Genomic DNA, 19,757 nt, shown 5'->3' on the forward strand with positions numbered 1-19,757 from the left:
ATGTCGATAAAAACCAGCGATGTAGAATTTAAACTGCGCATTCGTCAGCAGATCGAAGATCCGATCATGCGCAAAGCCGTGGCCAACGCGCAGGAGCGTATTGGTGCGAATCGGCAGAAAATGGTTGATGAGCTAGGCCACTGGGAAGACTGGCGCGATCGTGCCAGCCAGATCCGCGACCACGTTCTGAGCAACCTCGATGCTTACCTGTATCAACTTTCCGAGAAAGTGACGGAAAACGGCGGCCACGTCTATTTCGCCAAAACCAAAGAAGACGCCACCCGCTATATTCTGCAGGTTGCGCAGAGTAAAAATGCGAAGAAGGTGGTGAAGTCCAAGTCGATGGTGACCGAAGAGATCGGTGTCAACCATGTGCTGCAGGATGCCGGAATTCAGGTGATCGAAACCGATCTCGGCGAATATATCCTGCAGTTGGATCAGGATCCGCCTTCGCACGTTGTGGTCCCGGCTATTCATAAAGATCGCTATCAGATCCGCCGCGTGCTGCATGAGCGTCTGGGGTATGACGGCCCGGAAACCCCGGAAGCCATGACCTTGTTCATTCGCCAGAAGATCCGCGAGGATTTCCTCAGTGCCGAAATCGGTATTACCGGCTGTAACTTTGCCGTGGCGGAAACCGGCTCTGTTTGCCTGGTGACCAACGAAGGTAACGCGCGCATGTGTACCACGCTGCCGAAAACGCACATTGCGGTGATGGGCATGGAGCGTATCGCGCCGACCTTTGCCGAGGTGGATGTGTTGATCACCATGCTGGCGCGCAGCGCCGTGGGCGCACGCCTGACGGGCTACAACACCTGGCTGACCGGCCCACGCGAGGCGGATAACGTCGACGGCCCGGAAGAGTTCCATCTGGTGATTGTCGATAACGGCCGCTCGCAGGTGCTGGGCTCAGAGTTTCGCGATGTGCTGCGCTGCATCCGCTGCGGGGCTTGTATGAACACCTGCCCGGCGTACCGCCACATTGGCGGACACGGCTATGGTTCTATCTATCCCGGCCCTATCGGCGCTGTGATCTCTCCGCTGCTCGGCGGCTATAAAGATTTTAAAGATCTGCCATACGCCTGTTCATTATGCACGGCCTGTGACAGCGTTTGTCCGGTTAAGATTCCGCTGTCAAAACTGATCCTGCGTCATCGCCGGGTGATGGCCGAGGAGGGCATTACGCCGAAAGCCGAGCGACGGGCGATCAAAATGTTCGCCTACGCCAATAGCCATCCGGGGCTGTGGAAAGTCGGGATGATGGCGGGCGCACATGCGGCGAGCTGGTTTATCAATGGCGGCAAAACGCCGCTCAAGGTTGGCGCGATTGGTGACTGGATGGAGGCGCGCGATCTGCCTGATGCCGACGGCGAGAGCTTCCGTAGCTGGTTTAAGAAACATCAGGCGCAGGAGAAAAAGAATGGATAACCGTACCGCGTTTTTAAATACCATCGCCCAGGCGCTGGGTCGCCCGCTGCGCTTCGAACCGCAAGCGGATGTCGCACCGGTTAACAACTATGCTAACGAGCGCCTGACCGAACTTAGCCCGCAGCAGCGCTGCGATGCATTTGTCCAGTTTGCCAGTGAAGTGATGCTGGCTCGCTGTGAGCTGACTCGCGAAGACCAGGCCGCAGATGCGGCGCTCCGTCTGTGCGAAGAATTGGGCCAGCAGCCGGTGGTGCTGAGCGGCGACAGCCGGCTGGCGGCGCTGGGCATTACCGAACGCTTGCAACAGGAATGCAACGCCGTGGTCTGGGATCCGGCGCGTGGCAGCGAAAATATTACCCAGGCCGAAAAGGCGAAAGTGGGCGTGGTGTATGCCGAGTATGGCCTGACCGAGTCCGGCGGCGTGGTGCTGTTTTCCGCGCCGGAGCGCGGGCGTTCCCTGAGCCTGTTGCCGGAATCCTCAATTTTCGTGCTGCGTAAAAGCACTATCCTGCCGCGCGTGGCGCAACTGGCAGAAAAACTGCATCAGAAGGCGCAGGCCGGTGAGCGTATGCCATCGTGCATTAACATCATTAGTGGGCCCAGCTCGACGGCGGATATTGAGCTTATCAAGGTGGTTGGGGTGCATGGCCCGGTGAAGGCGGTGTATCTGATTATTGAGGATTGTTGAGGCAGTATGGATAACCGCTCTGGCGCTGCGGGCCAGAGCGGTATCGACGTTATGCAATCATGCTGATGATCAATACGATAATCAGGCCAACCACGGAGTTCACCAGCTCCAGCAGACCCCAGGTTTTCAGCGTATCCTTCACCGACAGGTCAAAGTAGCCTTTGAACAGCCAGAACGAGGCATCGTTGATATGGGTCAGGGTGTTGGAGCCCGCCGCCGTTGCCAGTACCAGTAACGCCGGATCGACGCCTACCAGTTGACCGGTTGCCGGGTCGAGAATGGCGGCGCTAATAATCCCTGCAGCCGTCATGGCTGAGACTACGCCCTGACCCGTTGCCAGACGAATCAGCACGGTTATCAACCACGCCATGATGTACGGAGAAATATTGCCGTGCGACATCAGCATACCGATGGTATCGCCAATGCCGGTATCAATAATGGTCTGCTTCAGTACACCGCCCGCGCCGATGATCAGGATCACCATGGCGATGCTTTTCACCGCGTTTTCAAAGGCATTCATCACCCATTGCATGTCGTGACCACGCGCGGTACCAAACAGCACGAAGGCGACAACCATAGCGATAAACATTGCAATCGGTGAAGAGCCTAAGAAGTTGACCACTTCCCACGCCTGCGTCCCTTTCACCAGCCAGATGTTGGCGATGGTGGTGGAGATCATGATGATTGCCGGGATCAGCGGCACCAGGATAGAAACACCGAAGGATGGCAGGTTATTCTGGTCAACCGGTACGTCGGCCTTCATGAATGACGGCGTTGGGCGATCGAGGTTGCCGAGGAATTTCGGCAGGATAAGCCCGGCGCAGATCACGCTCGGAATGGTCACCAGAATACCGTAGATGTAAACCATGCCCATGTCCGCACCGTAGGCGTTAACCAGCGCCACCGGACCCGGCTGTGGTGGGAACAGCGAGTGGGCGGTGGTGGCGGCGGCAACGGCAGGAATCGCCAGCTTGAGGAACGGGATCTTCGCTTCTGCTGCAATGACGATCACCAGCGGCGCCAGCATAATAAATGCCACTTCATAGAACATCGCCAGGCCGAAGATCAGACCAATAATGATTACCGACAGCTGCACATAGCGCAGGCCGAGGCGCGCCAGCAGCGTATGGGCAATCTGATGCGCCGCCCCGGAATCAACCATCAGCTTACCGATGACCGCCCCGAATACCACGATAATCGCCAGTTCACCCAGCGTGCTGCCAAAGCCGGATTTCATGGTGTGCAGCAGCTCCATTAAATCCATACCCGCCAGCATACCGACCGAGAGCGCCGCCAGCAGCAGGGCGACCATCGAGTTTATTTTGAATCTTAGATTGAGCACCAGCATCAGACCGATGCCGAATACGACCCACAGAATATTGAGAACGTGCATATAACGTCTACCTTTATTGGTTGAACTATTATGATTTTGGTTGAGATGTTACATATATTGGTTAACCATTGATGCGATGAATGTCACATTGCGTTACATGTTTACATTATTACTGAGCAACAGGGCCGTAAAATGGCGATCTCAATAGAATAAATCGTGATTTGGTTAACCAATTTTAAGCTTCAGGTTGACATGTCATACCAAAAGGAGGAATTTATGTGCCATATCGTCGAGTCCATAACGTAACGAGGAATAAAACATGGAACAGACATGGCGCTGGTATGGTCCTAACGATCCGGTCACCTTAGCGGATGTACGTCAGGCGGGTGCCACAGGCGTTGTCACCGCCTTGCACCATATCCCGAACGGGGAAGTGTGGACGGTTGATGAGATCCTAAAACGCAAAGCCATTATTGAGCAGGCGGGCCTGGTCTGGTCGGTCGTCGAAAGCGTGCCGATCCACGAAGACATTAAAACCCGTTCCGGCAACTATCTGCAGTGGATCGCCAACTACCAGCAAAGCCTGCGTAACCTGGCTCAGTGCGGTATTCGTACCGTGTGCTACAACTTCATGCCGGTTCTCGACTGGACCCGTACCGACCTGGAATACGTTCTGCCGGACGGCTCCAAAGCGCTGCGTTTTGACCAGATTGAGTTTGCCGCCTTTGAGCTGCATATCCTCCAGCGTCCGGGCGCGGAAGCGGACTACACCGCCGAAGAGATTGCTCAGGCAAATGAACGCTTCGCCAACATGAGCGATGAAGACAAAGCGCGTCTGACCCGCAACATCATCGCCGGTCTGCCGGGTGCGGAAGAGGGCTACACGCTTGACCAGTTTCGCCAGCATCTGGCGCGCTATAAAGATATCGACAAAGCCGCGCTGCGTGAGAATTTTGCCGTCTTCCTGAAGGCGATTATTCCGGTGGCGGAAGAAGCTGGCGTACGCATGGCGGTACACCCGGACGATCCGCCGCGCCCGATCCTTGGCCTGCCGCGCATTGTTTCCACGGTGGAAGACATGCAGTGGATGGTCGATACGGTCAACAGCATGGCGAACGGTTTCACCATGTGCACCGGCTCCTATGGCGTGCGGGCGGACAACGATCTGGTCGACATGATCAAACAGTTTGGCCCACGCATTTACTTCACCCATCTGCGCTCCACGCTGCGTGAAGATAACCCGAAAACCTTCCATGAGGCGGCGCATTTTAATGGCGATGTCGACATGTACGAGGTGGTGAAAGCGATCGTTGAAGAAGAACAACGCCGTAAAGCCGAGGGTAAAGAGGATCTGATCCCGATGCGTCCGGACCATGGCCACCAGATGCTGGACGATCTGAAAAAGAAAACCAACCCAGGCTACTCCGCGATTGGTCGCCTGAAAGGGCTGGCGGAAGTGCGCGGCGTTGAGATGGCTATCCAGCGCGCTTTCTTTAGCCGCTAAAGCGAGTTGCCGGCCACCTGTCTGGCCGGCTTTTTCTTTTCTCATCCGTTGGCCTTTCAACGGGTTCTGGAGTTCACGATGACAACGACAATTGCCAATAGCGACCTGCCGGTTGCGCGCCCTGCATGGGACCGCTCGCGCCTGCAATCCCGCATTGTTCACCTGGGATGTGGCGCTTTTCACCGCGCACATCAGGCGCTGTACACCCATCATTTGCTGGAAACCACTGACAGCGACTGGGGGATCTGTGAAGTTAACCTGATGCCGGGTAACGACTGCGTACTGATTGAAAATCTGCGCAAGCAGCAACTGCTGTATACCGTGGCGGAAAAAGGCGCGGACAACACCGTGCTGAAAGTGATCGGGTCAATGAAAGAAGCGCTGCACCCGGATCTTGACGGCTGTGACGGTATTTTACAGGCGATGGCGCGCCCGCAGACGGCAATTGTTTCGCTGACGGTCACCGAAAAAGGCTACTGCACCGATGCGGCCAGCGGTCAGTTAGATCTTAATAACCCGCTGATTAAACACGATCTGGCGAATCCGACCGCGCCGAAATCGGCGATTGGTTACATCGTACAAGCGCTGTACCTGCGCCGTGAGCAGGGGCTGGCGGCTTTTACCGTGATGTCCTGCGATAACGTGCGTGAAAATGGGCATGTGGCGAAAGTCGCAGTACTGGGGCTGGCGCAGGCGCGCGACCCGCAGCTGGCGCAGTGGATTGAAGCTAATGCGACTTTCCCGTGCACTATGGTCGACCGCATTGTTCCGGCGGCGACACCGGAAACGTTGCAGGAGATTGCCGACCAGTTGGGTGTTTACGATCCGTGTGCTATCGCCTGTGAACCGTTCCGTCAGTGGGTAATTGAAGACAATTTTGTCAACGGTCGTCCTGACTGGGACAAGGTTGGCGCACAGTTCGTGGCCGACGTGGTGCCGTTTGAAATGATGAAACTGCGCATGCTCAACGGCAGCCACTCTTTCCTTGCGTATCTGGGCTATCTCGGCGGCTATGAAACCATCGCCGATACCATGACCAATCCGGCGTACCGTAAAGCAGCGTTTGCGCTGATGATGCAGGAGCAGGCGCCGACGCTCTCGATGCCGGAAGGCACCGATCTCAACGCCTACGCGACACTGCTGATCGAGCGTTTCAGCAACCCGTCTCTGCGCCACCGTACCTGGCAGATTGCGATGGACGGCAGCCAGAAACTGCCGCAGCGCCTGCTGGATCCGGTGCGTCTGCACCTGCAAAATGCCAGCGGCTGGCGTCACCTGGCGCTGGGCGTGGCGGGCTGGATGCGCTACACCCACGGTGTGGATGAGCAAGGGCAGGCCATTGATGTTGTCGACCCTATGCTGGCTGAATTCCAGCACATTAACCAACAGTACCAGGGCGCCGAGCGCGTGACGGCGCTGCTGGGGCTGTCTGGCATTTTTGGTCATGACCTGGCGGAAAACGCTGGCTTTGTGGAGACCATTATCGCGACGTATCAACAGCTATGTGAACACGGCGCACGTGAGTGCGTTGCGGCATTAAGCGCTGACGCATAACCTCCGAACTATGACGGGTCAATCAAAATATTGGTTTGGTTGACCCGTTTTCTGTTTTTGCCTTCCCGCAAATGCTATAGTTCGATACCTATTCCCCGTATCTGATTACACGCATCTGACGGACATAACACGATGAAATCGAACACTTCTCAGCAAAGACCCTACCAGGAAGTGGGTGCCATGATCCGCGATCTGATTGTCCAGACGCCGTACCAGCCCGGTGAACGCTTGCCGCCAGAGCGTGAAATTGCCGAGATGCTCAATGTCACTCGCACGGTGGTTCGCGAAGCGTTAATCATGCTGGAAATTAAAGGCCTGGTGGACGTGCGCCGCGGGGCCGGGATCTACGTGCTCGACAATGCGGATGCGCAGACTATCGACAGTACGGATGCAAATCATTGCAATGATGCGGGCCCGTTTGAACTGTTGCAGGCGCGACAGCTGCTGGAAAGCAACATTGCCGAATTTGCCGCGCTGCAGGCTACCCGCGAAGATATCGTCAAAATGCGCCAGGCGTTGCAACTGGAAGAGCGGGAGCTGGCTTCCAGCGAGCCGAACGGTTCTGAAAGCGGCGACATGCAGTTCCATCTCGCCATAGCTGAAGCCACGCATAACAGCATGCTGGTGGAGCTGTTTCGCCAGTCATGGCAGTGGCGTGAGAACAACCCGATGTGGATCCAGCTCCATAGCCACCTCGACGATACCCACTACCGGAAAGAGTGGATGGGCGACCATAAACAGATCCTGGCTGCATTAATCAAAAAAGATGCCCGCGCAGCCAAGCTGGCCATGTGGCAGCATCTGGAAAACGTCAAACAGCGTCTGCTGGAGTTTTCAAATGTCGATGACATTGATTTTGATGGTTATCTGTTTGATTCCTGGCCGCTGGATAAAGTTAACGCCTGATTTCCCTTCCTCTCATACGCGGGCTATTGCGGCCCGCACCGCGTTTTCCGCATCCTCATTCATTGCCCGGCAGGGCCGCTTTTCACGTTCTGAAAGTCACGTAAAAAATTGTTTCCATCGCCTCGGATGAACATTTTTTCGTCCCCTTTGTGCGGTGCAAATTGATTTAAATCAATTAAAAACAACTTATTTTCGCATGCGAAAAAATGTGTCGTTTACCTTATTTTTACCTTTCCGTGCTTATTTTTAGACAAAATGGGTCTGGGTTAAGTGAGAATCAACGCGATCTCTGCAGTAATCAGGATAAGGTATACCGGCATAACTACACATAAAAACAAGCGGTTCGCGTAAATGTAGACATTAATAACGGTGCGTAACTTATTGGTCATAATGATGTTTTGAGTTGTGATATGTCTAATGTAAATTCCTCATGTTTTTTTAATCAAATGAATAAAAGCCAATATGCGTAAAGTTAACATTACACATTATTCCATAAACAAGTTATCTTTCATTTGAAATATCGTTCCATTCTTCATTGGTTTATTAACACTTTCATTACTATTATGACGGTATTTTACCGTTGACATGTTTTTACACTAACTGCATATTTCATCGCCATAAGCGTGTTATTACGTTCAGGAGTTGAAAATGCCATCTCGAGACTATCCCGATATTCGAAAACCCAGAGGGACCCGATCAAAAGATATGGTTCTTTTAAGTGCCCGTGTCGATACCTCTTTGTGGGAATATGTGCGAACGCTGGCATTTGAAACCCGTAAAAGTAAACAAGATATTATTGCTGAAGCATTAATGTTGCATCGCTCAGTTAATGAGAGTGAAAGTCTCGAGTAATTATCGCTGTCCGGTTTTGATTGAAAATCCAAAAATGAATTATGTCTTGCCACTTCATTATTACCTTCATTGGTATTTTTTTGGTGTGTTATTGGTATTGCCCCTTAATCCATAGGGGACTTTTTTATGCAGGTATTCTGCCTGCATAACAAAGTTGATAGCCAAATTCACAATTAAAAGTGAGTAATAACATGAAAAAGTCAGTAGTGGCATTAGCTGTAATGGCATTAGGGGTAACCTCCGTTCATGCAGCGGAAATTTATAATAAAGATGGCAACAAGCTGGATCTCTACGGCAAAGTAAAAGCAGCCCATTCCTGGACTGATGGTACTAATGCTGATGAAACCTACGCACGTCTGGGTTTTCGCGGTGAGACGCAAATCAACGATCAACTGACCGGTTACGGGCAATTTGAAAGTCAGTTTGATGCCGCTAAAGCAGAAGGTTCGCAGAATGGCGTTAATACACGTCTGGCGTTTGCTGGCCTGGATTATGGTCATGACGTCAGTTTTGACTATGGTCGTAACTATGGTATCGCTTACGATGTGGGAGCTTATACTGATACTCTCTCAGAGTTCGGCGGTGACTCCTTTGAAAATACTGACCGCTTCCTTACTACACGCACTTCTGGCGTTGCAACACTTCGCACCAAAAATCTGTTCGGTGCCGTTGATGGTCTGAATGTTGGCGCGCAATATCAGGGTCAGGACGATACCAATAAGGATCCGACGAAACAACACGGCAATGGCTACGGCTTCTCCCTGGGTTATGACAACATTGCGGATTCTGGCATATCTGCAATTGCGGCCTATACCAACAGTTCTGTGACTGCTCAGCAGAAACAAAAAGGTTGGAATGGCGAAAACGCAGAGTTCTGGGGCGCGGGTCTGAAATATGATGCTAATGCTATCTATGTAGCGACTATGTACGGAGAGTCCCACAACCTGATTCAGGATGCGGACAAAGCTGAGCACTTTGAAGCGATGGCCGCGTATGTGTTTGATTTTGGTCTGCGTCCAAACGTGGCTTACGTCCACGCGCGTGATAACAACAATAATGACCTGACCGAATACGTCGCGCTGGGTACAGACTACTACTTCAACAAAAACATCGTGGCTGATGTAGGTTATAAAATTAACCTGCTCGATGGTAAAGACAGCGATAACCAGGTTGCTGCGGGTCTGACCTATCAGTTCTAACTTTTTGTTCTGGTATGAAAAAGGCGTCCTGGTTAAGACGCCTTTTTTTATATCTGCCGGCGTTTAAACCGGCTGACTCTCTTCCTGTTGTACACCGCTAAACAGCCATTGTCAGATGCCCATTGCCATAAAAATGTTGTTGATAACAGGAAGATAATAAACAACCCCAGTAATATTCTTTTAAAGCACGACATGTATTTTCCCGAAGATAGTGTTGATGTTGAATTAATATGTCCATTTTTACGCATTTTAAATTGAGTTTATAAATGAACGGACGGGAATTATAAATTGTCTGGTGGGTAATTACCGATTATTTGCGGTTTATTAAATGTTGACATTTAATTGCGGACTAATCCGAATATACCTTCTTTAGAAGGTTGCCGGTTATACCCTTTTTGGCGAGGCGAAACGCTGTTTGTATAATTGCGTGAGGCTGATAAGTGCCGCAATAAACAACGCGACGGCGCCGCACACCGTGGCGTTAACGATCGCCAGTGCGCCGCTTCCCAGCAGGCTGGTTAATAGCGGACCAAGTATTTGCCCAATGCCGTAAGTCAGAGTGACCAGGCCCAGCAGATTAATATTGCGCGGTACGCTAAGTTGTCGGGCAAGCGGCATCACCAGTGAAGTGGTTCCCATAAACGTTGCGCCAAAACCCATGCTGCTTATCACCAGCAGCGGCAAAGAGCCGCTGGCGAGCGTCATGAGCACGCAGGCGCTTTGAATCAGCAAATTCGCCGTCAGGCATTGCAATACTCCCCAGCGTCGGGCGGCCCACAGCCAGGCGAAACACCCCGGAATTATCGATATGCCGACCAGCGACCAGAGATGGGCAGTCAACAGCGGCGAGCCGGCACTTTTCGCCATTAGCGGCAGGTAGGTGGCGACAATGATGTAGCCAAATCCGGCCAGCCCGTACAGCAGCGCCAGCAGCCACCAGGACATAGGCTGATGCTCTGTTTTTACCGGGGCCGCGGCGGGGAGCACGTGGTCGCGAGATGGCAGGAGTATAACCAGTAGCACAAAGAATAGAGCCGAGGCTGCCGCCGCGCCCAGCCAGAGCGTGTGCGAGGACAGCGCAAAATGCAGACCGCTAATGACATATTCATTGCCCAGCAAAATGCCTGCGCCAACGCCGGAGAACAACGCCGCGATCACAAAGGGATGCCGGGTATGATGCAGAACGATCATCGAGCCAAAGATCATCATACCGGCACTGGCGACGCCCGCCAGAAAGCGGATCAGCATCACCAGCGCGGGCTGCGTTAAGCTGGCCATCGCCAGAATCAGCCCTGCGGTAGCGAGCGCGGACGTTAGCAACATCGGACGTAAGCGTGAGGGGAGATGAAAGAGCCCAAAGGAGAAGAGCAGGCTTCCCGCCAGATACCCGGCGTAGTTGGCGCTGGCAATCCACGAGAGTTGGTCAAACGTAAATTGACCTTCCGACAGCAGCACCGGCAGCATTGGCGTATACAGAAAGCGTCCAATCCCCATGCCCAGCGTTAAGACCAGCATGCCAAAGAGCGCGACACTGATGGCGTGGCGATTTGAATCTGGGCTTCCCTGGGACATACGGACTCTCATTTCGCGCTGTTAGTTGATGATTGTTATATTACATGCGTAAATGATAATGAAAAGTAAAAATAAAACCGCGTAACGCTGAATGCCATCAAAGGTTTCGGCTGTAGACCCGCGAGACTTCCCCCCACGGATGATAGCCCGGCCCGTTAAAGTAAAACCCTGCTTTCTCGTATAAACCTTCCAGGTCAGTACACAGATGGAGCTGCGTAAAACCCAGCTGTCTGGCCTGCTGTGCAATATGTTCGATCAGGCGAAACGCCAAACCGTGACCACGATAGCGAGGATCGATATAGAGCGCGCATAGCCACGGCCACAGTTCGCCGCGACTAATAAAATCATTGGTGATCAATCCAGCACAGCCAACAATGCTGCCACCATCCTGTAGCCAGTACCACTGCGGTAGCGGATTCTTTGCGCCAATACAACGGCGCAATGCATCCTCGTATACCGCCATGGAGTCTTCTGAGGCCCATTGCTGCTGAAAGTAAGCGGTGATCTCGTGCAGCTTTTCAGGTGTTTCGCGCAGGGAAAAAATGCGGATGTTCATCGTCATTGAATCTTTCTCCTTAAAAATTCGCCAGCGTCAGCAGGGACGGAATTTGCGACAACAGATATAACACCAGCCCGATTGAACCGCCAACCAACGTGCCGTTGACGCGAATAAACTGCAAATCTTTACCGATGTTTAACTCAATTTGCTGCGACATATCGCGTGCATCCCAACTTTTCACCGTGTCGCTAATATGGCGCGTCAGGAAGGTGGCGAACTCTGGCGCTACCTTATGCGCGGCCTGCTCCAGATGCCCATTTAGTGAGGCACGCAGGGCGCTGTCGGCTACCAGCGTTTCGCCGAACCACTGGCCGGCGCTGGCGATGCGCTGCTTCACGCGGGAATCATCTGCGTTAATGTCAGTTTTCACCCACTGACGCAGGTCTGCCCACAGCTCGCCAAGATAACGGTTGAAGGCTTCATCTTCCTTCAGATAGCTTTTCATGCTTTCGGCCCGCGCGGCCATCTCCGGATCGTGTTTGAGCTTATCGATGAGCTTAAATGTAGCGCGATCGAAGGCATGGCGGATCTGATGCGCGCGATCGTGGCTGATGTCATCCAGCAAGGAGTTAACGGCATCAGACACCAGCTCGGCGCTGTGCTCGCCCAGCCATTCGGTTGGCAGGATCTTTGCTTTCAGCGGATGTTCGGTTTCCAGCCAGTGCACTACTTGTCTGGCGATAAACGCTCGCGAGCTGTCGCGCTGGAGCAGGGTGATCAGTTGGGCGATCAGCGTATCGAGCAGCACCTGATGGCGATTGTTTTTGGTCATGCTTTCCAGCATCAGCGCGCTGGTTCCGGAGAGATCGACCTTGTCGATAGCCTTGTGCACCGCCCGCTTGATCAGCCGCTGAATGCGCGAGTCGTCGGTCAGTTCGAGAAAACCGCTCATGATCTGCAACAGATGCTGGCCGATGCGCTGGGCGTTTTCCGGCTGGCTGAACCAGTTGCCGATCAACAACGCCGGTTCATGGCGGCGGATCAGGGCTATCAGCGACTGGGTATCGAGGAATTTCTCTTGTACAAACTGACCAAGATTTTCGCCGATCCGATCCTTATTGCGCGGGATAATAGCCGTGTGTTGCGAGATAAACGGGATCGGTACCCGGCGAAAAAGCGCCACCACGGCAAACCAGTCCGCCAGCGCGCCGACCATCGCCGCTTCGGCAATCGCTTTGATCCCGAGTACCCAGAAGTTAGGTGGCAGAAATAGCGTGATGACGAAGGTCGCGGCAGCGATCAGCAGCAGAGAGAGCGCCAGTCGCTTGGCACGTTTGAGTTCAGCAATTTTATTCATAGGCTTAAGGATAGAGCCAGACGGGGGGATCGCGCAAAAAATGTGGTGCGCCTCCCATTTTCAGGTGGGCTGGGTTTACTCCGGGATCCAGTTATCCCACGCCGGTAAGGGACCAAGTTCTGCGACCAGAAAATCGATAAACGATCGCACCTTCGGATTGCTGTACTTGCTGGGAAAGTACAGCGCATACAGGGCATGAGTTTCACAGGTGATGGTGCCGTCGAGCATCAGCGGCGTGATCTCCTCTTTTTGAATATGATCGCCAATCAAATAAGTGGGCAAATATGCCACCCCCTGATCTTCTAACACCGACTTCAACAGCACCAGGCTGCTGTTGGCCTGGATCGGCATATGTAGTTTCAACTGATGCAGTCGATCCTGTTCATCTGCCACCTTCAGTACCGGCGTGAGGCCCGGGTAAACCAGGCAATCATGATCTACCAGATCGCTGCGACGCTGGGGCATGCCTTTTTTGGCGAGGTAGCCGGGTGAGGCACAGTACGCCCAGCGAACGGGCACCAGCTTGCGCATCGCATAGTTTTGCGGCGGCGCGGTGGAAATTCGCAGGGCAATGTCGAAATCCGTTTCGTTCAGATTGACGAAGTTATCGTTGAGATCGATATACAGATTCACATCCGGGAACTGGGAGCGGTATTTATCCACCAGGTTCACCAGCCGGGAATAACCAAACGCAATTGAGCAGGTTATGCGTAATTCACCCTGCGGGCTGTGGTAATAACCGGAGGTGGTATTCAGCGTTTCATCGAACTCTTTTAACAGCTTATTAGCGCGGTTGAAGAGATATTGCCCGGCGTCGGTCAGGGTAATACTGCGGGTGGTGCGTTTAATTAATGTCGTGCCTAACGTATCTTCCATCGCTGCCAGGCTTTTGCTGACCGCAGACGGCGAGACGTTGAGCTGCGCCGCGGCTTCTGACAATCCTCCGCAGTCGACGATTTTAGTAAAAAACTCCAGATGCTTGAGTGAAATCGGCGTACTCATAATTTCCTTTAATTCACAAGTGATTTGCAAAAATGGTACGAATAGGCCGTTACATTCGCCTTTTAAACATGCAACTATTGAATCACAGGAAACAACTTGCTGGCAAAATGAAAAAATAACAACTTAGGTGAGTTACGTCACAAATTAAAAGGAGGCGAAACGGAAACTCATCACATTGTGAATTTAATCTCATTAATTATTATTCTAAAGGTACCGATTATGTGGTCACGACTCGAACCCTACAGATCGTCGATTATTTTATTAGTTGCTCTGGTGATTGGCGGCTTATTAGGTATTTATGCCCCATCGTTTGCAAGTAAACTCCAGCCAATAGGTCAGATATTCTTAAACCTGTTATTTATGATTATTGTGCCGCTGGTGGGGATCAGCGTCATGTCTTCGATCGCCAGTATGACCGACCTAAAAAGGTTGGGGCGTATTATGGCGATTATCTTTATTGTTTCGATCGCGATGGCCTTTATTCCGGCGGCAGGGATCGTCGCGCTGGCGCTCTGGTATAACCCGGCGCAGGGCGTCACTATCGATCTCTCGCAGTCGGTGCAGGCGGGCAGCGGCAAGATGGATTTTGTCAGCATGATCACCACCAGCGACTTTATTGGGCTGTTCTCTAAGTCCAATATTCTGGCACTGATCGTAATGGCGATCATCGCCGGTGTGGCGATTGGCCAGTCGGATCAGGCCGGTAAACGCATTGCGTCGCTGCTGGAAGACGCCAATACCGTGATCATGAAGATCGTTTCGATCATTATGAAGGTCGCGCCGATTGGTCTGGGCTGCTACTTCGCCGCCACCATGGCCAGTCAGGACTCTGCACTACTGTTAACCTTTGCCCGCGCCATTGGCCTGTTTATGGTTGCCACGCTGGTCTATTTTGTTTTTGGCTCGATTCTCTATTCGTATATTGGCGGCGGTATTCCGGCGGTCAAAGCCTTCTGGCGTAACGCGATTGAACCGTCTGCAACTGCGCTGGGGACCTGCTCTTCGCTGGGGACGCTCCCGGTGACGCTGCGTGCCGGTAAGGCGATGGGGATTAACCCGGAAATCGTTGATGTTTCCATTCCACTGCTGGTTAACCTGAACAAAGGCGGTGTGGCGATGATTGCCGCGCTGAAAATCGTCTTTATCTATTCCGTGCTGGGTATGGAATTCACCACCGAAACCTTCTTCCTGACGATGCTGATTGCGGTGCTCTCCGCCATTATCGTTGGTGGCGTGCCGGGCGGGGCGTTCCTCGGTGAAATCTTTATCGTTACCACGCTGGGCCTGCCGATGGAAGCAATCCCGATGCTGGTGGTGCTGGGCACCATTACCGATGCGCCGGCCACACTGATTAACGTTATCCATGATTTGAATGCGGCGCAGATTGTTGAACGGTTCGCTGGAAAAAAGCAGACCAACACTGAAATAAACTCTACTGCTGCGGTGGTATAGGTTTCACACGGATTAAGAACAGGAGATGTTATGAAAGACGCAATGAAGCTTGAGACGCAACTGGTTGTTGCTGGTCGTGACAAACGCTACACCCAGGGAGCGGTGAATCCGGTTATCCAACGTGCCTCTTCACTGGTATTTGATACCGTGAAGGACAAGAAATTTGCCACCGCCAATCGCGCAAACGGTGAGCTGTTTTACGGTCGTCGCGGAACCTATACCCACTTTGCCTTCCAGAAGGCAATGAGCGAACTGGAAGGTGGCGTTGGCTGCGCGCTGTACCCATGTGGTGCTGCGGCGGTGACCAACGCGATTCTGGCGTTTGTTCAGGGTGGCGATCATATCCTGATGACCGGCGCGGCCTACGAGCCAACCCAGGATTTTTGCAATAAGATCCTGAGTAAATTCAATGTGGAAACAACGTATTACGATCCGCTGATTGGTGCAGGTATCGTCGATCTTCTGCGTCCGGAAACGAAGGTTGTATTCCTTGAGTCACCAAGTTCTATCACCATGGAAGTCCAGGATGTGCCGGGGATGGTGAAGGCTATCCGCGCGGTGAATCCGGAGATTGTCATTATGATCGACAACACCTGGGCGGCGGGCGTGCTGTTCAAAGCGCTGGATTATGGCGTGGATATTTCCATTCAGGCGGGAACGAAGTACACCATCGGTCATTCGGACGGCATGCTGGGCACGGCGGTGTCTAACGCCCGTTGTTGGGATCGTCTGCGCGAGAACTCCTATCTGATGGGGCAAACGCTGGATGCCGATACCGCCTACAACGGCAGCCGCGGATTGCGTACCCTGGCGGTACGCCTTAAGCAGCATCAGGAGAGCAGTATCCATATTGCTCGCTGGCTGTCGGCAAGACCGGAAGTGGCGCGGGTGAACCATCCGGCGTTACCGGAATGTCCGGGCCATGAGTATTTTCAGCGTGATTTTACCGGAAGCTCAGGCCTGTTCTCATTTGTGCTGAAAAAGAGACTGACCGACGAACAGATGGCGAATTTCCTCGATAATTTCTCGCTGTTCCATATGGCCTATTCGTGGGGTGGATTTGAGTCGCTCATTCTGGCGAACCAGCCGGAAGAGCTGAACAGCATCCGCCCGGCTGGAGAGGTGGATTTCAGCGGCACGCTGGTCAGGGTGCATATTGGCCTGGAGGATATTGGCGACCTGATTGCCGATCTCGAAGCGGGATTTGCACGCATTGCGTAAGGTGATGTGAGCGTAGCCGGATGCGGCGCAAGCGCCTTATCCGGCCTACATAGTTGTCGTAGGCCGGATAAGCGGGCAGGTTAGTTTTCAGTGACTAACGTCGTTGCCTCATGTTGGCGTACCCGTTTGAGTAAGCCTGCCAGCGTGAACACGACAGCGAGCCCCGCCGCAACCGCCAGCAGATGAAACGAAATCCTGCCACCGTTAAACCATAGCCAGCGTCCAATTTCGACAGAAACCGCCATCACCGTCAGGATCACCATATTTAACGATGCGGAAACCGTACCCTTCGGTAAGTTGTTGGAAAACAGCGTAAAGCGGAATAACGTTGGGAAGATCATCCCAATGCCAAACGCATACAGGCTGGTCCCCAGCACCGACCACAGCCAGACGTGTGGCCACAGTAAATTGCCGACAATCAGCACCGCCAGCCCGCTCAGCTGTATAGGTGCGGCCCGCCAGATAAAGCGTGGTCGGGTCGGATCTTTCACGAAACGAACCACCACCATATTGGCGACGATCACTGCGCCAAACACCGGGGCCTGTGCCCAGGCAAACTGTGATGTGGTCATGCCGCCCGCATCAATCAGGATCACCGGCGAGACCGCCACCCAGCTCATCATCGGGATATAGCTTAGCGATAGCGTGGCTGCGCCAAACAGGAATACCCGGTTGCGGAAAACGTCGCGAAAATCGCGCAGTACGCCACGCGCGCTAAACGGCACCGTGCCGCGCTGGACGGTTTCTGGCATGGCTAACGCTAGCCCAATCAGGGCGATAAGCCCCATGACGGCGATAATAGCAAACAGAAACTTCCAGTGCACAAAGTGCATTAGCGCCGCTCCGGAGAGCGGGCCGATAACCGGTGCAACCAACACAATGGAAGTGATTATCGCCATTAACTTAATGGCCTTCGTTTGCCCAAACGCCTCCTGTACCGTGACATAGCCAACGGTCGCGATAAAGCAAATGCTGGTGCCCTGCACAAATCGGGCGATCAGAAATTGCGTCATTGAAGTAGTAAACAGCGTGGCAGCGCAGGCGAGGGTAAAGATTAACGCCCCCGCAATCAGCACGGGTCGACGGCCAATCCGGTCGGAAAGCGGCCCCAGCAGCCATTGCAGCGCCATGCCGCCTGCCAGATAGAGGCTCACCGCAGCGGGCGCCAGGCTGACGTCGGCGTTGAAATCGCGTACGACATTAATGATGCCGGGCTGAATCAAGTCCGTCGACAGATAGGCGGCGAAATCATACAAAATCAACGCAATAGGAAAAAATAGCGTCGTAGCGCGTTGGGAGAAAAACGCGAGAATCCGTTGCATAAAACAGCTCCTTGTCGGGAGAAAACCCTCAACGGGAATAGCGAAATTCAATACCGTCTTTGAGACGTCAGGCCGATGACAGAATAAAAGCAGACTGCAAATGTACTGAATTTCATGTAATCAAAAACGCTGCCTGCGTGAAGCGCAAACAGGAGAAACGCTCACTAACGCGGGGTCAGAAAACGTAACGATTACAGGTAACAATCAGCACATCGCACCTCAGGAAGAGTAAGTTGAACGGGTAATAACCATCCGCAGTGTAATGCGGATTGGATATTAATTAAACGAGTTTATCCTGTTTATGTGTAGAAAATCGCACCGCAAATCAGACTACGATGCTCTGCAAAAACCGCAGCGCGATAGCACAGCCGAAGATAATCAATACACCGCCAGCGATACGCTCTACCCACAGGATCCCTCTGGTTAACCGCCTCTGGATCTGCGGTAAACCGATGAACATCACGATCAGCAGATCCCAGCACAGCACCACGCTGGTCATCCAGATCCCGCTCATGGTTTGTTGTAGCAGCGTCACCGACGGGCCGAGCAGGGCGGTCATTAGCGCCAGATAGAACAGTGCATTTTTTGGGTTAAGCAGTGACGAACCCAATCCCAGCAGCAGCTGTTTACCAAATCCTGGACAGGTAGACCGGGCATCTGCTCCGGTCAGAGTTTGCGGGCGACTGCGTATTAGCAGGCTGCCTATCCACAATAAATAGAGCGCGCCCAGCAGCTCAATAATGGTAAACAGCAGGGGAAGCTGGCGCAGGATCCCCCAACCGATAATTGCCAGCAGGATATACAGCCCGTTGCCGACGGCGATACCCACGCACAGCCCGGTGCTGCCGCGCATCCGGTATCGTACGGCATAACCGACCAGTAAAAAGAAGTCCGGACCGGGGCTGAGTAGTGCGACAAAATGTGCCAGCGCCAGCGCGGGAAAAGCAGACGGAAAAAGTACAGAAAGCAGCGACATAGCGACCTCAGACAATGAATCTGAGATCACCGTACGCCTGACGCAGCGCTAATTATTGTCTGATATTGATCGCCCCAACGCGTACTGGCGCGGTGTGGCGGCGGTGTAGCGAACAAAGGTGCGATGGAAATGGCTCTGGTCGGCAAACCCGCTCTGATAGCCGACATCGGCAATTTCGTCCCCGGCCCGCAGCCGCTGGCGGGCATAGTCAATCCGTATGATGTTCAGATAACTTCCTGGCGTCAGCCCGGTGTCCTGCTTAAAGGTACGGATCAGCGTTTCTTTACGCATGTGACACTCATGTGCCAGCTCATCGAGTGAGGGCGGAGCCTGCAGGTTGGACTGCAACCGTTCGCGCAGATACTGGCTGGCGGCGCTTAGGTTTTCCGGTGCTACCGATTGCAATGGCAGCGAACGTAGCAATGCTTGTGCGGCATCCGTTACCCGCGTCGTTTGCCGTTGCTGCATAAGTGCCACGAGGTTTACATAGTGCTGGAACAATTGCCGATCGCGGATAACACGATCGCGCGTGCAAAGCCGCTGATTGTTGTTCTGCGCAGGCAGATGGGCAAGGCACCACCGGGCATCAAGATAAAGCATGTGATAGCTGCGAAACTGTCCGTTAACAGGATTACAGCTGTGAGGTGCCAGCGGCGGGATCACAATCAGATCGCCCACCTGCAGATGGTATTCCTTGCCATCGCACAGGCAGCACGTTTCCCCCTCGAGAATTGCCCCAATCGAGAGCTGAGAGTGGTGATGCCGCTTATAGGCCTGCAGGCTTTGCCAGGTGCTGCGCAGTTCCAGCCACGGGAGCTGTTCATCACGCCAGAACGATTGTGGAATATCCCGGGTGTGCGTCACATCGCGTCCTCCCTGAAAGTAATGATTC

At 53.2% G+C, this 19,757-nt stretch carries 17 protein-coding genes; 9 read left to right on the forward strand and 8 right to left on the reverse strand.

Annotation, left to right across the window (positions count from 1 at the left end):
• Positions 1-1,428, forward strand: coding sequence for a LutB/LldF family L-lactate oxidation iron-sulfur protein (locus tag WC1_RS21030; RefSeq protein WP_016149492.1), 1,428 nt, complete (start codon positions 1-3; stop codon positions 1,426-1,428).
• Positions 1,421-2,116: a LutC/YkgG family protein gene (locus WC1_RS21025; protein ID WP_003837166.1), complete on the forward strand. Its 696-nt coding sequence runs from the start codon at positions 1,421-1,423 to the stop codon at positions 2,114-2,116. The genes WC1_RS21030 and WC1_RS21025 overlap by 8 nt, the downstream gene beginning before the upstream one ends.
• Before the next feature lie 49 nt (positions 2,117-2,165).
• Here WC1_RS21025 and gntP read toward each other — a convergent pair whose 3' ends face one another.
• A complete protein-coding gene (gene gntP / locus WC1_RS21020) occupies positions 2,166-3,509 on the reverse strand; it encodes a gluconate permease GntP (protein WP_003033260.1) in 1,344 nt (447 codons plus the stop codon).
• Positions 3,510-3,768: 259 nt separating this feature from the next.
• Here gntP and uxuA point away from each other — a divergent pair, with 259 nt between their 5' ends.
• From uxuA to WC1_RS20995, 5 genes are all read left to right on the forward strand, one after another.
• Positions 3,769-4,953, forward strand: a complete 1,185-nt coding sequence (gene uxuA, locus WC1_RS21015; RefSeq protein ID WP_016149493.1) for a mannonate dehydratase — start codon at positions 3,769-3,771, stop codon at positions 4,951-4,953.
• A gap of 78 nt (positions 4,954-5,031) precedes the next feature.
• Entirely contained in the window at positions 5,032-6,507 is a 1,476-nt protein-coding gene (locus WC1_RS21010; RefSeq protein WP_003837172.1) for a fructuronate reductase, read from the forward strand.
• Between the two features lie 132 nt (positions 6,508-6,639).
• Positions 6,640-7,413 carry a Uxu operon transcriptional regulator gene (gene uxuR, locus WC1_RS21005; RefSeq protein WP_003033268.1) on the forward strand — a complete coding sequence of 258 codons (774 nt, stop codon included), beginning with the start codon at positions 6,640-6,642 and terminating at the stop codon, positions 7,411-7,413.
• 648 nt (positions 7,414-8,061) lie between these two features.
• A complete protein-coding gene (locus WC1_RS21000) occupies positions 8,062-8,265 on the forward strand; it encodes a hypothetical protein (protein ID WP_008322159.1) in 204 nt (67 codons plus the stop codon).
• A gap of 191 nt (positions 8,266-8,456) precedes the next feature.
• Positions 8,457-9,464 carry a porin gene (locus tag WC1_RS20995; protein WP_008322158.1) on the forward strand — a complete coding sequence of 336 codons (1,008 nt, stop codon included), beginning with the start codon at positions 8,457-8,459 and terminating at the stop codon, positions 9,462-9,464.
• A gap of 384 nt (positions 9,465-9,848) precedes the next feature.
• On the opposite strand, the gene WC1_RS20990 is transcribed toward WC1_RS20995, so the two are convergent.
• The 4 genes from WC1_RS20990 to WC1_RS20975 form a co-directional block, all read right to left on the reverse strand.
• A complete protein-coding gene (locus WC1_RS20990; RefSeq protein ID WP_003019203.1) occupies positions 9,849-11,036 on the reverse strand; it encodes an MFS transporter in 1,188 nt (395 codons plus the stop codon).
• A gap of 97 nt (positions 11,037-11,133) precedes the next feature.
• A complete protein-coding gene (locus tag WC1_RS20985; protein ID WP_003845592.1) occupies positions 11,134-11,598 on the reverse strand; it encodes a GNAT family N-acetyltransferase in 465 nt (154 codons plus the stop codon).
• Positions 11,599-11,611: 13 nt separating this feature from the next.
• Positions 11,612-12,892 carry a DUF445 domain-containing protein gene (locus WC1_RS20980; protein WP_003845594.1) on the reverse strand — a complete coding sequence of 427 codons (1,281 nt, stop codon included), beginning with the start codon at positions 12,890-12,892 and terminating at the stop codon, positions 11,612-11,614.
• Positions 12,893-12,967: 75 nt separating this feature from the next.
• Complete coding sequence (locus WC1_RS20975; protein ID WP_003845596.1) at positions 12,968-13,894, reverse strand: LysR family transcriptional regulator; 927 nt, start codon at positions 13,892-13,894, stop codon at positions 12,968-12,970.
• A 219-nt stretch (positions 13,895-14,113) separates the two neighbouring features.
• Here WC1_RS20975 and WC1_RS20970 point away from each other — a divergent pair, with 219 nt between their 5' ends.
• A complete protein-coding gene (locus tag WC1_RS20970; RefSeq protein WP_003019196.1) occupies positions 14,114-15,346 on the forward strand; it encodes a dicarboxylate/amino acid:cation symporter in 1,233 nt (410 codons plus the stop codon).
• A gap of 30 nt (positions 15,347-15,376) precedes the next feature.
• The gene (metC, locus tag WC1_RS20965) at positions 15,377-16,567 is read left to right on the forward strand and encodes a cystathionine beta-lyase (protein ID WP_003019195.1); all 1,191 of its coding nucleotides are present in this window, start codon (positions 15,377-15,379) and stop codon (positions 16,565-16,567) included.
• Between the two features lie 80 nt (positions 16,568-16,647).
• Here metC and mdtM read toward each other — a convergent pair whose 3' ends face one another.
• The 3 genes from mdtM to WC1_RS20950 all read right to left on the reverse strand — a co-directional run bounded on the left by mdtM (position 16,648) and on the right by WC1_RS20950 (position 19,729).
• Positions 16,648-17,889, reverse strand: coding sequence for a multidrug efflux MFS transporter MdtM (mdtM, locus tag WC1_RS20960; RefSeq protein WP_003845598.1), 1,242 nt, complete (start codon positions 17,887-17,889; stop codon positions 16,648-16,650).
• Between the two features lie 325 nt (positions 17,890-18,214).
• Positions 18,215-18,865, reverse strand: a complete 651-nt coding sequence (locus tag WC1_RS20955) for a LysE family translocator (RefSeq protein WP_003845599.1) — start codon at positions 18,863-18,865, stop codon at positions 18,215-18,217.
• A gap of 48 nt (positions 18,866-18,913) precedes the next feature.
• Entirely contained in the window at positions 18,914-19,729 is an 816-nt protein-coding gene (locus WC1_RS20950; RefSeq protein ID WP_003845600.1) for an AraC family transcriptional regulator, read from the reverse strand.
• Positions 19,730-19,757: the final 28 nt, after the last annotated feature.

The organism is Citrobacter sp. KTE30 (assembly GCF_000398825.1).
Lineage (GTDB): Bacteria > Pseudomonadota > Gammaproteobacteria > Enterobacterales > Enterobacteriaceae > Citrobacter > Citrobacter freundii.